Annotated in this window: 11 protein-coding genes and 1 pseudogene; 3 read left to right on the top strand and 9 right to left on the bottom strand. The window is 62.2% G+C overall.

Features of this window, described 5'->3' with window-relative positions:
- Nucleotides 1-78: 78 nt before the first annotated feature.
- The 7 genes and pseudogenes from ABIE52_RS27495 to ABIE52_RS27465 form a co-directional block, all read right to left on the bottom strand.
- Complete coding sequence (locus ABIE52_RS27495) at nucleotides 79-1,761, bottom strand: FAD-dependent oxidoreductase (protein ID WP_064687687.1); 1,683 nt, start codon at nucleotides 1,759-1,761, stop codon at nucleotides 79-81.
- 81 nt (nucleotides 1,762-1,842) lie between these two features.
- Complete coding sequence (locus ABIE52_RS27490; protein ID WP_050654826.1) at nucleotides 1,843-2,724, bottom strand: hypothetical protein; 882 nt, start codon at nucleotides 2,722-2,724, stop codon at nucleotides 1,843-1,845.
- Nucleotides 2,725-2,734: 10 nt separating this feature from the next.
- Nucleotides 2,735-2,953, bottom strand: coding sequence for a dodecin (locus ABIE52_RS27485; protein ID WP_003939815.1), 219 nt, complete (start codon nucleotides 2,951-2,953; stop codon nucleotides 2,735-2,737).
- A gap of 15 nt (nucleotides 2,954-2,968) precedes the next feature.
- Nucleotides 2,969-4,182: pseudogene (locus ABIE52_RS27480) on the bottom strand (serine hydrolase domain-containing protein).
- Nucleotides 4,183-4,290: 108 nt separating this feature from the next.
- A complete protein-coding gene (locus ABIE52_RS27475; RefSeq protein ID WP_037128623.1) occupies nucleotides 4,291-4,806 on the bottom strand; it encodes a DUF6764 family protein in 516 nt (171 codons plus the stop codon).
- 78 nt (nucleotides 4,807-4,884) lie between these two features.
- Nucleotides 4,885-5,925: a non-homologous end-joining DNA ligase gene (gene ligD, locus ABIE52_RS27470; protein WP_003940248.1), complete on the bottom strand. Its 1,041-nt coding sequence runs from the start codon at nucleotides 5,923-5,925 to the stop codon at nucleotides 4,885-4,887.
- Nucleotides 5,925-6,971 carry an ATP-dependent DNA ligase gene (locus tag ABIE52_RS27465; protein ID WP_003940354.1) on the bottom strand — a complete coding sequence of 349 codons (1,047 nt, stop codon included), beginning with the start codon at nucleotides 6,969-6,971 and terminating at the stop codon, nucleotides 5,925-5,927. Before ABIE52_RS27465 ends, ligD begins: the two co-directional genes overlap by 1 nt.
- Before the next feature lie 109 nt (nucleotides 6,972-7,080).
- Here ABIE52_RS27465 and lppU point away from each other — a divergent pair, with 109 nt between their 5' ends.
- Entirely contained in the window at nucleotides 7,081-7,698 is a 618-nt protein-coding gene (gene lppU, locus ABIE52_RS27460) for an LppU family putative lipoprotein (RefSeq protein WP_007731384.1), read from the top strand.
- Between the two features lie 88 nt (nucleotides 7,699-7,786).
- Here the strand turns inward: lppU and ABIE52_RS27455 are convergent, their stop codons facing one another.
- Both ABIE52_RS27455 and ABIE52_RS27450 read right to left on the bottom strand, forming a co-directional pair.
- Nucleotides 7,787-8,938: a magnesium and cobalt transport protein CorA gene (locus ABIE52_RS27455; RefSeq protein ID WP_007731382.1), complete on the bottom strand. Its 1,152-nt coding sequence runs from the start codon at nucleotides 8,936-8,938 to the stop codon at nucleotides 7,787-7,789.
- Nucleotides 8,939-9,240: 302 nt separating this feature from the next.
- A complete protein-coding gene (locus ABIE52_RS27450) occupies nucleotides 9,241-9,858 on the bottom strand; it encodes a TetR/AcrR family transcriptional regulator (protein WP_003940047.1) in 618 nt (205 codons plus the stop codon).
- Between the two features lie 100 nt (nucleotides 9,859-9,958).
- Here ABIE52_RS27450 and ABIE52_RS27445 point away from each other — a divergent pair, with 100 nt between their 5' ends.
- Both ABIE52_RS27445 and ABIE52_RS27440 read left to right on the top strand, forming a co-directional pair.
- Nucleotides 9,959-10,873, top strand: coding sequence for an SDR family NAD(P)-dependent oxidoreductase (locus ABIE52_RS27445; RefSeq protein ID WP_007731375.1), 915 nt, complete (start codon nucleotides 9,959-9,961; stop codon nucleotides 10,871-10,873).
- A 49-nt stretch (nucleotides 10,874-10,922) separates the two neighbouring features.
- Nucleotides 10,923-12,524 carry a PucR family transcriptional regulator gene (locus tag ABIE52_RS27440; RefSeq protein ID WP_007731373.1) on the top strand — a complete coding sequence of 534 codons (1,602 nt, stop codon included), beginning with the start codon at nucleotides 10,923-10,925 and terminating at the stop codon, nucleotides 12,522-12,524.
- The last annotated feature ends 109 nt before the right edge of the window (nucleotides 12,525-12,633 follow it).

Below are 12,633 nucleotides of genomic sequence, written 5' to 3'. Positions count from 1 at the left end.
AGAGCAAACCGCACATTTCCATAGTCATTAACACACAAAAGCGGCAATCGAGCAATTCGGATGTTCGCCCAAACGTTGCTATCCGTCGCTGCGGGCAGCCGCCAACATGGATTCGATGGAGATGAGTTTGGTTCGCGGTCGTCCGGTTGCGGCACCGGATGCGCGTTCTGCCTTGTCGATACGCTGCCAACCTTGATAGTCCACCTGATCCGGCGACCGGTCTGCCAACAAAACCTGCAACTTGTCGGCATCCTCGGTCGGGGTGGCGAGGCGCCCACCAGCGAAGTCGTCGAAGATCATCGACACGGTCTCGGCGGAGCAGTACTTGTTGGTGCCGATCACGCCAGTCGGTCCGCGCTTGATCCAACCCGCGACGTAGACACCCGGGATCGGCGTGCCGGTCTCGGTGTCGATTACTCTGCCGTTCTCGTTGGGGATCACGCCGCGAGCGTCGTCGAAGGGCAAGTCGGCCATCGGTGTGCCGCGGTATCCGACCGACCGAAGCACCAGTGAAGTGTCGATCGTCTCCTCGGTCTCGGTAGGCCGGGCGGAGAGCTGACCGGTCGGCGTTGCCACCAATTCGTTTTTCACGATCCTCACCTGTGAGACTGCACCGTCGCCGAGGACCTCGACGGGAGAGGTGAGGAACCGGAGAACGATCCGCTTGCGAGAAGGATCTGCGGTACGCGAAGCAAATTCCTGCGCCTGCTTGACCTTGAGCAGGACGGACGGCTCGGCGGCATCGCTTTCCACGAACGCCTGACTGGCCTCGTCGAGTTCGGCTTCGATCGGGTCGACGACTACGTCCACGTTCGCCATCTGTCCGAGCGCCAACAGTTCGGGATTGGTGTACGCGGCCTGCGCCGGCCCACGACGCCCGAGAATGACCACCTCACGAATCTTGCTGTTCCGCAGCGCTTCCAATGCGTGCTCGGCGAGGTCCGTCTTCGCAAGCTGGTCAGGGTCGGTCACCAGGATGCGTGCGACGTCGAGTGCGACGTTGCCGTTTCCGACGATCACCGCTCGCTCGCCGGACAGATCGAAAGTCCGATCGGCATATCCCGGGTGGCCGTTGTACCAGGCGACGAACTCGGTGGCGGCGTGACTTCCCGGCAGATCCTCGCCCGGGATCTCGAGCTTGCGATCCCCGGCAGCGCCCACCGCGTAGATCACTGCGTGGTGATGGTCCAAGAGTTCCGAATGCGAGATGTGGGTGCCCACCTCGACGTTGAAGTGGCAGCGCACAGTCTTCTTCGCGACGACGGCGCGGAACTGATCGGTGACCCCCTTGGTTCCGGGATGGTCTGGCGCCACGCCGGCGCGCACCAAACCGTAGGGAGTGGGAAGTCGATCGAACATGTCGACCTCGACGCGAGGCTTGCCGGTCAGTTCCATCGCCGCGTAGCAGGCGGCCGGGCCGGAGCCGACGATCGCTACTTTCAGCGTTCCCAGTTCGGGATCGATCTTGGCCATCGTGATCGGCTCGGGCCAATCCGGGCCCATCGGATGCTTCTCGAAGTACGACGCGTTCATCTGCAGGTACGGCGCGTCGTCCTCGTCGAGTTCGTTGTCCGGGAAGATCGCCTCGACCGGGCATTCGTCCACACACGCACCACAATCGATGCAGGTGTCGGGATCGATGTAGAGCATTTCGGTGGTCGCGAACGGGGCTTCGTCCGGTGTCGGGTGAATGCAATTGACCGGACACACGTCAACACACGAGGCGTCGTTGCAGCACGGCTGCGTGATCACATACGCCATGACATTCCCCTATCCCTGAAACACGAAGCTCGAACTGGTTCCCAGACTATAACGTGTTCCAATTTGGCGCGAGAATCGTTTTCAGATCACCCCATTGCGCTTCAGCAGCCACACCGCCTGCACGGTGGCGTGACCTCGCCATTCCAACGCCGCGACGGGCGAATAGCTGTCGAAATCCACCGCCCAACCGCCGTCGCCATGTTGTCGCGCAGCGAGCGCAGACAGTTCGGACTCGATCACTGATGCGTCGAACAACGCGCGGGTCGGGCCGCCGGGAAGCGGTGAGAAATCGAGGGGCCGCATGAATTCGCCCTCGGCTCCCCCGTCCACGTGAACCAAGCCGTCAGCCGGGATACGCGAACCAAGAGTGCTCACCAACGACGACGCTTCGGGACTGTTCCGGTGAACCGCGTCGAGAAACTGCAAGGCAAAGGCCAGCTCGAGGGCATGCAGAGAATCCGCCCCGTCGATCGCGTCGAGGCAATATCGAACGGCAGAGGCGAACCACGGATGTTCGGCGACGGCCTCGTCGAATTCGGCGACGCGAGCCGCTGCAGCACACACGATGCTGGTGATCTGCAACGACGGCGCCAACGGATCCGCATCCACCCAGAAGGGCGCACAACCGGCCGGGTCGGCGATCGGGAAGGCGAACGGCAAACCGCCGTCTGCCAGCGAATTGGTCTGCAACCAGTCGCACAGTTCGACGGCTCTGGGCGTCGGCGTTCCGATGTCGGCAAAGGCTTCGAAGGCGTGCAGCGCGCCGCCAGGTTGGCTCGATGCCGAGCGAAGATCCGGTTCGAGTCCCCAGCCGTACCCACCGTCCGGGTTGCGATAACTGTCCACAGCCGCCAATGCCGCGGTCCGGTCACCCTGTCCGAGAATCAAATTCAGTCGATGCCGATCGAGAGTTCTGGCATGTCCCGCCATGAACCCGACGGCCGCCCTGAGATCAACACTCATGAACGACGACTCAAGATTCGTCGCCGTCGAGCCGGAAGCCGACCTTCAACGTGACCTGGAAATGCGCCACGGCGCCGTTCTCGATGTGACCGCGAGTTTCCACCACCTCGAACCATTCGAGGTTGCGCACCGTCTCGTTCGCCCGGGCGATGGCGGTGCGAATTGCCGCGTCACTGCTCTCGGTGGACGAGCCGACGATCTCGGTCACCCGGTACACGTTGCTGCTCATGGCATTCCCTTCGTGTCAGATTCGACGAACCAACTCCTGCGCCTCGGCGCCGAGCCTCGCAAGGCGAAGATCACCGAGAGCTGTCACAGCACTACCCAACCTGTTGGTGGTGAAACCGAGCGAGAGTCCGCTGGACAGGTCCGCATACGCGCCTGAACCGCCGACTCCGTAGTGGCCTATCGCATTCCGCGGCTGCCGCCGCGCGGCAATGATCGGCGGGTGGTAACCGAGAGTCCAGTTAGGCCGCACCGCCAGCACGTAATCCCGATCGCGAGTCTGGATGGTCGACATCTGGTCGATGGTCGATTCCTTCAGGAACCGCTTCCCGTCGATCACGCCGCCGTTCGCGATGGCGCCGTACATCTTCGCGAGAGCACGCGCGCTGAACACTCCGTTCCAGCCCGGCATGACGGCGTCGTGGACAGCCGGGTTGCGCACCATGACGTCGAAACCGTCCGGCATCGCGGCCTCCGCGAGTCCGCGAGTCGGACCGACGTGTGAGAGCACGGTCGACGCGAAGGCCCAGTTCAAGCCGGCAGGGTTGATATGTGGGAACAGCTTCGCGATCCGTGGACGCCCGGTTTCGGGTACGCGGGGTACCAGAATTCGTCGACTCCGAGGGGCTTCGCTATCTCCGCTTGTACGACGTCGATGAACGGCTGACCGGACACCCTGGCCACAAGTTCGGCTACCAACCAGCCGTAGGTCACAGCGTGATAGCCGGGGCCTCGAAGCCGACGCGGATCCGGTTTCTCGGCAGCCAGGGCGGCAACGACCGCGTCGTAGTCCATCAGGTCGAGAGGATGCGGCATCAAGCCGCGAACTCGGTGAAGGCCCGCGCGATGTGACATCAGTTCGCGGACGGAGATCTTGTCCTTGCCGGCCGCCGCGAATTCAGGCCAGTACCGAGCAACCGGGGCGTCGTAGTCGATCAACCCACGTTCGGCGAGTCGGTGAACGACGGTGCTGGCGACGCCTTTGCCGGTCGAGAACGACAGCGACACCGTGTCGTGGTCCCAGCGCCGATCACGATCGGCATTGCCGGCCCAGATGTCGAGCACTTTCTCACCGCCCAGGTACACGACCAGCGCGCCGCCGCCTTGTTGCGGTTGGCGATACATCGCGAAAAAGCGGTCGGCCAAGGGAAGGAATCGCCGGTCCACGTACAGCTCGGTGCGCGAAGGCACCTCCACCCGGGCGAGCGAACCCCGTCGTGCACTGGGAGTCATCGCGTCCTCCGATCCCCGCTGATCAAGTTGCCCGGTCACCCGATCGGTGGCAGGAGCTTGACACCATTGTGACCACTGTCACGCAAGAGGCTCAGGGCCGGGGTGCCCTCACGGGGTGACCCACGTCGAAGTGCCGTCGCTGAAACATCCCTGACCTGTGGCGATATTGAAAACAAGGGTGGGACCACCTGAGCAGATCGCCCCGACGTCCGCGTCACCCACTGCCGCTCTGCCACCAGGCCCACTGAGCACGACGGCAAATGGTGAGGAGTCGGTGCGACCGAGTGCGAGCGAACCCGGGCCGTACGCGACGGCGGCAAGCAGCCCACCGCGCGACTCCGCTGCAGCAACGCCGCCGAAGAGTCCGACGCCCGCCGACCGGCCACCGTCTCGCGAATCGGCGACGCCGACGCCATCGCCCTCCACGTGTGAAATCGCGTAACTGGAGGGATCTGCCACCGCTCGGCATGCGGATGACCCGTCGACGATCGTCTGATCTTGGCCGCGCGCCGAACAATCCAACGTCGCGGCCGACGCTGTTCCGCTACCGAGTGACAATCCGAAGGCGGCAAGAATCACGCCACCCGCCGCTAAGCTTGCTGCTCGCATTTTCCGGCGATCCATATCCAACCCCCACAGTGCATTCGACGTGACCGTACATTCGACGTCTGATCGAATTACCCGATATGTCCGCCTCTGACGCTACCCGTCTTTGTTCTTCCGATCGCGGTCCTTGCTCGGTTGAACACGTTTGGGTTCACCGGGCATTTTGGGATAGTTCGGCGGGTACGGCAGATCGCCCAGTCCTGCCGCCAGATCCTTCTCCCACATCTCCAACAGAACATCGAGGGCAAAGGCCTTGTCGTGCATGGCTTCCATCGGATCACCACGATCGGCGAGCAAGCCGGGAACCGTGGCGATGGTGCAGTCGTCTGGATGCACGTCGCGCAGTTCGTCCCAGGTCACCGGCGTCGACACAGTTGCGATCGGCGTCTTACGAGCGGAATACGCCGCCGCGATCGTCCGGTCACGGGCATTCTGATTGAAGTCGATGAAGATCCGTTCACCCCGCTCTTCCTTCCACCACGCCGTGGTGGCGCGATCGGCACTACGACGTTCGACTTCACGGGCGAGGGCGATACCCGCGTGGCGGACCTCGACAAAATCCCAGCGCGCCTCGAGCGGGATGTAGACGTGAAGGCCTCGGCCACCGGACGTCTTGGGAAATCCTTCCAATCCCAACTCGGCGAGCAGAGGGCGAAGGACCTCGTCCGCGATGGCAACGGCCTCGTCGAACCCGGTCCCCGGTTGCGGATCGAGATCGATGCGCAGTTCGTCCGGGTGGTCGGTGTCCGGGCACCGCACGGCCCAGGGATGAAACGTGACAGTCCCGAGATTGGCGGCCCACACGATGTTCGCAGCACTTCGCACTCGAAGGACGTCAGCCTTGCGACCCGACGGGAACGTGACCTCGCAGGATTCGACGTGCTCGGGCCGCTTTGCCGGCAGCCGCTTCTGGTAAACCTCTTCGCCCTCGATGCCGTCGGGGAATCGCTGAAGATGAGTTGGCCGATCTTGGAGCGCCCGCAACGCTGCACCCTGCAGCGCCACCGTTCGGTAGTACTCGACAAGATGCCGTTTGGTTCCGCCGTCCTCACCCAACTGCGGATAGTAGATCTTGTCCGGGCTCGACAATCGGACCGCGATCCCGTCGACGTCCAGTTCCTCTGCCGGGCTCGCCATCACTTACCGCCTGCAAGAACATCCGCGAAGTCGTATCGCACCGGAACCTCCAACTGATCGAATGTGCATTCGTCGGGCACCCTGTCCGGACGCCAGCGCAGGAATCGTGCAGCGTGCCGAAAGCGTTCCCCTTCCATCTGGTCGTACGCCACTTCGAGCACCCGCTCAGGACGAAGCGGAATCCAGGAGCGGTCTGCGGCCGATCTCCACCGGCTGGCCTCTCCCTCGGCTACAACGTCGTCCCCGAGGCGCAAAGGTTCGAGTTCGGCCAACAACTCGATCCGCCGCGCCGCGGTGAAAGCAGAAGCGCCACCGACCATCTTCAATTCGGAACCGTCGTACAGACCAAGAAGCATCGACCCGATACCTGGCTGACTCTTGTGGGGACGGTAGCCCAGCAGTACGACATCCGCGGTCCTGGCGTGTTTCACCTTGATCATCTCGCGCTTGTTCGGCAGGTACGGTCCCGCCAGCTTCTTGGCGACAACCCCGTCGAGACCCGCGCCTTCGAAGGTTTCGAACCAGGCCATTGCTTCGGCGCTGTCTGCCGTCGCTGCCGTGACGTGGCAACTCGGCCCGCCACCGATGCAATCGAGGAGCAGCGCACGTCGGACCCCGAAGTCCTCGATCGAGACGTCGCGATCGCCGAGCGCCAGTAAATCGAACCCGACAAATTGCGCTGGCGTCTGTTCCGACAACAATGCGACGCGGCTCGCGGCGGGATGAATCCGCTCGGAGAGCGCTTCCCAACTCAGACGCGTCACACCGTCGATCTCACGGGGAACCACCAGTTCTCCGTCCACGACACATTTTTCGGGCAATTCAGACTTGACAGCTTCCACCGCTTCGGGAAAGTACCGCGCCAGGTCCTTTCCTCCTCGCGATCCGAGCACCACTTCGTCACCGTCACGAAAGATGATTGCTCGAAATCCGTCCCATTTCGGCTCGTACGACCACGTCGGGTCACCGGACTCGGGCTGAGGCGGCACAGTGGCCGCAGCCTTCGCGAGCATCGGGGCAAGCGGCGGCATCAGGGGTAGCTCCACCTACCCATACTGACAGTCCGGTTGGCAATTCGACTACCGATGTATTGGAATAGGTCCCGAACAATCCACGAACCAACAGAATTATCCAAGAATCAACAAAGGGGTCCTTATGTCCGGAATCGTCCGGCGACTTTGCACTGCGGTGATCGCAACTTCTGCAATCGCCGCCTTCACCGTCGGTTGCGGTTCCGACATCGAGCCGAAAGCCATTGCGGAATCATCTTCCTCGGTTGCCGATTCGACCACTACCTCCGCGGCCCCGACCACCTCGAAGATCACCGGCCAGGAGGGCTCGGACGACGGCGGCGACGTCGACATCGACGTGTCGATCGGTGATTGCGTCAAGCTCGGAGGCACCACGACGGCCGCAGAAATCGACAACGCGGACTGCGGTAGCAAGGATTCCAACTACAAGGTGGTCGCCAAGGTTCCCACCTCTGATCTGTGTGCCTCCGATGTCGACTCGTACTACTACGAGACCCTCGCGGGTGACGAGCAGGGCGCTGTCTGTCTCGACGTCGACTGGGTAGTCGGCGGATGCATGGACCTCGGCAGCGGAATGGATGAGCCCGCCCGCATCGAATGCTCGGATACCAGCGGCACCAATGTAGTCGAGGTCGTCGAAATCCTGCAGAACTCCACGTCGATCGACGAATGCGGTTCGGGGGCAGACTCGGGATTCGAGCACCCGGAACGTAAGTTCACGGTCTGCGTCGCAACGCTCTGATTCGAGCGCCCTCCCGAAAAACACCTGTGCGCCTTGCCAACCGATCTCGGTTGGCAAGGCGCACAGCGCTTTCTACAGCCGGCACTTTCTACAGCCAGCCCCGACGCTTGAAGATCGTGTAGAGACTTCCACAGGTCAGGAACATCATCGAGAGCGCAAACGGATAGCCCAAGTGCCAGTGCAGTTCCGGCATGTCGTCGAAGTTCATCCCGTACACGGTTCCGATGAGCGTCGGCGCGAAGAGAATTGCCGCCCACGCCGAGACCTTCTTGATCTCCTCGTTCTGCGCGTAGCTTGCCTGCGTCAGATTGCGCATCTCCTCGTTCTGGTTCTGCGACACCAGAGTTGCGTTCACCGTGAGGATGTTTCCGAGCAACTGACGAAAGCCGTCGGCCCGCTCCACCACAGTCGTCGCATGGTCGGTGACGTCGCGCAGGTATCGCTGGAGTTCCTCGTCCGTGTGGTACTTGTCGAACCCTGCCGACAACCCACGCAGCATTCCCAGCAGCGGACGCGTCGCCCGCTGGAATTCGATCACCTCACGGGTCAGTTCGTAGATGCGACGCGAAACTCCGGGATCGCCACTGAATACTTCGGTTTCGATCTCGTCGATGTCGTTCTGCAGTCCGGCCACCACCGGGGCGTACCCGTCGACGACTGCGTCGAGAATGGCATAGAGAACGGCCTCGGTACCCAACCGCAACAGGTCAGGATCGTTCTCCATGCGAGTCCGCACCGCCGACAGATCCGGCGATTCACTGTGACGGACGGTCAGAATGAAGTTCGGACCACAGAAGATGTGCAACTCGCCGAATTCGACCCGCTCGGTCTCGTCGCGGTACCGCGCAGCACGCAGCACCACGAACAGTGTCTTGCCGTAGCGCTCGAGCTTGGGGCGCTGGTGCGCGACGATCGCATCCTCGACCGCCAGTTCGTGGAGGTCGAAATGTTGTGCAGCGGCATACAACTGGGCGTCGTCGGGCCGGTACATGCCGATCCACGCCATCGACTGCGAATCCGGAAGGCATGACAGCGCTTCCGCCAGCGTGGACGGCGACGCTATCCGCTCGCCGTCGCGGTACACGCCGCTGTTGACGACGGTCGATTCGACGGGCGCCACCGCCTCGGGCGGGGCAGCCTTGACGACGGTGCGTGCGGCACGCGAGTGTCCGGGATGTGAGTCACCGAGCCCCGCGGAACGACGTGGCAGTACCGAACGTGAACGACGAAATTCGCGCATGCTGAACAGCTTTCGAGGGAAGAGTGAACGACGACGCTTGCTTCACAGCAAAGCCGAAGCCGATGAACACACGATGAAGCTGCAGCAAAATACCGGATCAACCCGGGCGGCTACAGCTTCAGTTGGTACTCGGAGGTTGGCCACGCATTACAGCCACACCTCCTCTTCCCTGAATTCCTACGCAAGTCCGCGCACGACGCCAACATGCTACCCCGACTGTCAGAGCACGACAAACCGAACGACAAGCCGCAGGACAGCACGAACCGGTCGGAGGAAACCCGCTCGACGAATGCAGCTTTCAGTCAGTTCGCAGCGCGCAATCCGCCGATCAACAGTTCGACGATCTGGTCCGCCAACGACTCCGTCTCCGCCAACGTCTGCCCTTCACGTCTTCGGTACCAGAGGTCGATGCCGTTGAGACTGCTGAGGAGTACTTTTGCCGCCATCCGTGGTGAGCCCACGCGAATGGAACCATCCGCGACGCCTTCCGTCATCACGTCGACGAACAGATTCTCGTAGTCGAGTCGCAGCGAATTCAGCTCCACGAGGACTTGCTGTTGCCTCGGCTTGAGCGCGGAGTTCATCTGGCCCCGGACACCTTGGTGGATCGTGTGGTGGTACCCGAGATGCGTCATGAGATTGACCAGGTGGGCGTGCGACATCGCTTCGAGACGCGCGAGGCCGCTTTCTGCCCCGCCCATCCGAGACTCGACCTCAGCGCGGAGCAGGCTCATCCCGCGCTCGTAGATTGCCAGGTAGATGTCGAACTTGGAACGAAAGTGGTAGTAGACAAGACCTTTGGTGGCGCCGATTCGATCGGCCAGTAAATCTACAGTCGTGGCTGCGTAACCGTCTTCGGCAAAGGCGTCGGCGGCGCTGGTGATGATCGCGGATCGCACGTCCGGAAGATCACTACTCATTCGACTTCCACTCCCATTCACACTGCCTGCCGGCCCTTGACTGTTTCCACGCCATCGCATAGTAATACTGAGTAGTATCCCAGATCAGAGAGGTTTTCCAATGTCGTTGGATTTTTCCGGCAAGGTAGCGATCATCACGGGCGCAGGCGGCGGACTCGGCCGTTCACACGCATTGGCCCTCGCCGCACGCGGCGCACGCGTCGTCGTCAACGACATGGGTGGCTCGGTCAACGGCAGTGGCGGCGCTGATACCGCAGCAGCCAAGGTAGTGGCGGAAATCGTCGAGCTGGGCGGCGAGGCCATCGCGGACCACTGCGACATCACCGACGTCGACGCCGTTGCCGCCATGGTCGCGACGGCCGTGGACAAGTGGGGCCGCGTGGACATCCTGATCAACAACGCCGGAATCCTGCGCGACAAGTCGTTCATCAAGGCCGAGCTCGACGACTTCCGCAAAGTCATCGACGTGCATCTGATGGGTTCCGTCATCTGTTCCAAGGCAGTCTGGCCGCACATGGTCGAACAGAACTACGGACGCATCCTCATGACTACGTCAGCATCGGGAATTTACGGCAACTTCGGCCAGGCGAACTACGGCGCCGCGAAGTCCGGCGTCGTCGGCCTGATGAACGTTCTCGCCATCGAGGGCGAACGCAAGGGCATCCGCGTCAACTCGCTGGCCCCGACCGCCGCGACCCGCATGACCGAAGACCTCCTCGACGAGAAGACTCTCGCTCTGCTTGCACCCGAATCGATTTCACCCGGCGCACTGTTCATGGTCTCCGATGACGCACCGACGAAGACCATCCTCAGCGCCGGCGCCGGCGTCTTCGCGATCGCTCGCATGGAAGAGTCGCAGGGCGTCTACATCCCCGAAGGCGCACTCTCGCCCGAGGTCGTCGCCGAACGGTGGTCCGAGATCAGTGACATGACCGATTCCGTCCAGGTGCCCGCGGCGTTCGATCAGACCCGCCGGTTCGTCGAGAAGGCCGTGGCGGAGCAGCCCAGCAACTGAGCAGGGCAACCAGACAACTGATCGACCCCGCTCCCCCTAAGGTGTGGTGGTGACCACACCTACGGGAGTATCGATCGTCGACATCGTCGACAGACTGGGAATGACGTTCCTCAGCGGTGGCGACACCGTCGACGGCGCCCGCACTGTCAGCCGCGTGACCCTGCACGAAGGGTCCGAAGCTACCCAGGACAGTGCGGGCGCCGTCGTACTCGGCGCAGGTCTCGCAGGTTCGGCCGATATCGCAACGGCGGTAAGAGAATACGGCTCGGCAGGTGCGGTAGCGCTGATCGTCAAAGAGCCCCTGGACTTCGACGGCCTCGTCGAGAAAGCGGTGGCCGACACCGACGTCGCACTCCTCGGAATGGTCAAGGATGCAAGCTGGCTGCAAAGCGCGTCGTTGATCAACGAGATCCTCGAATCCGGCAACAACGGGGACCGCACGTCGGCCGCCGACGCCGACCTGTTCGATCTTGCCAACTCGATCGCTCAGGTATTGAACGGCCCGGTCACCATCGAGAATCAGTCGAGCCGGATCCTCGCGTTCTCGGCGGATCAAGCCTTCGGCGACGAGGCACGTAAGCAGAGTGTCCTCGGACATCAAGTGCCGCAGCACTATTCCGATCGGCTCAGGTCAATGGGGTATTTCAACAAGATCTACGGCTCTACCCTGCCGGTATTTCTACCGGGTATCGGGCCGGGCATCAGGCCCCGCGTCGGCATGCGAATACATGCGGCATCGCAGATCCTCGGTTCGATCTGGGTGATCTTGGACGAGGAGCCGAACGAATTACAGGTCAAAACGCTCGTCGAGGCTGCGGGCGTGGCCGCCATGAGTTTGCTTCGCGCCAAACTGGCCGCGGATTCGGCACGACGACTGAGGTTGGGCGAGGTGATCACGTTACTGAGTGGCGGCACTTCAGCGAAGGAAGCGGCCGAGCGACTGGGCTACGGCCGTTCGAAAGCAAACGTGCTTGCGGCCGGCTTCCGTAGCGGCGCCGGTGCATCGTTGGAGGCCGAAGCCGACGTCGATCAACTGGCCCTGACACTCAATACCTATCTCGACCAAGTATTTCCGCTGTCGGTGGCGGCAGCGATCGGCGGCACCGTCTACGCCGTAATCCCACACACCCGGCACCAGACCGACGACGACTACGTGCGTCGGATCGCGTCGGAGTTTGCAGACCGTTCCCGTTCGGAAAAGTCGGTGGTCATCGGAATCGGTGCGACAGTGGCCGACGTGATGACGCTGGAGAAGTCACGCGACGAAGCCGACCGAGCGCTTCGCGTTCTGAGGTCGACGTGGAATTCTTCGGGCCGGACCGTCGCGCGCGCCGACGACGTGCAGATCAATTCCCTACTTCTGCGCCTCTCCGACGCCCTGGCGGACGAGAACGAGACCGCATCGGGTCCGCTCGCGGTACTGCGTGAGTACGACCGCAGTCACGACATCAACCTTGTCGACACGCTCCGCGCCTGGCTCGACACGTTCGGCGACATTCCGGCTGCTGCGTCCTTGGTTCACATCCACGTCAACACGTTCCGGTACCGCCTCAAGAAGCTTGCCGGGATTGCCGGCATCGATCTCGATGATCCGGAAACTCGATTCAGCCTGATGCTCCAGCTTCGTCTCTTCCATCCGACAATGTTGTAGCGATCTACCAAGTCTCACGAAACATTCGTAAATCCGGACGATGTTCTCGTTCTTTTGTTGGGTGAAGATTCAAGCAATCGTCTTTTGCTCCTGACCCGACAGACCTCGC

Source organism: Rhodococcus sp. OAS809 (genome assembly GCF_040546695.1).
Classification (GTDB): domain Bacteria; phylum Actinomycetota; class Actinomycetes; order Mycobacteriales; family Mycobacteriaceae; genus Rhodococcus_F; species Rhodococcus_F qingshengii.
The sequence above is the reverse complement of the archived record's forward strand: the minus strand, read 5'-3'. Positions and strand labels throughout refer to the sequence as shown.

Bases quoted from the DNA above. Each gene is read 5' to 3' on its own strand.
- ABIE52_RS27495 (WP_064687687.1), bottom strand. From the start codon at position 1,761: ATGGCGTATGTGATCACGCAGCCGTGCTGCAACGACGCCTCGTGTGTT.
- lppU (WP_007731384.1), top strand. From the start codon at position 7,081: ATGTCCGGAATCGTCCGGCGACTTTGCACTGCGGTGATCGCAACTTCT.
- ABIE52_RS27475 (WP_037128623.1), bottom strand. From the start codon at position 4,806: ATGGATCGCCGGAAAATGCGAGCAGCAAGCTTAGCGGCGGGTGGCGTG.
- ABIE52_RS27450 (WP_003940047.1), bottom strand. From the start codon at position 9,858: ATGAGTAGTGATCTTCCGGACGTGCGATCCGCGATCATCACCAGCGCC.
- ABIE52_RS27445 (WP_007731375.1), top strand. From the start codon at position 9,959: ATGTCGTTGGATTTTTCCGGCAAGGTAGCGATCATCACGGGCGCAGGC.
- ABIE52_RS27455 (WP_007731382.1), bottom strand. From the start codon at position 8,938: ATGCGCGAATTTCGTCGTTCACGTTCGGTACTGCCACGTCGTTCCGCG.
- ABIE52_RS27485 (WP_003939815.1), bottom strand. From the start codon at position 2,953: ATGAGCAGCAACGTGTACCGGGTGACCGAGATCGTCGGCTCGTCCACC.
- ABIE52_RS27490 (WP_050654826.1), bottom strand. From the start codon at position 2,724: ATGAGTGTTGATCTCAGGGCGGCCGTCGGGTTCATGGCGGGACATGCC.
- ligD (WP_003940248.1), bottom strand. From the start codon at position 5,925: ATGGCGAGCCCGGCAGAGGAACTGGACGTCGACGGGATCGCGGTCCGA.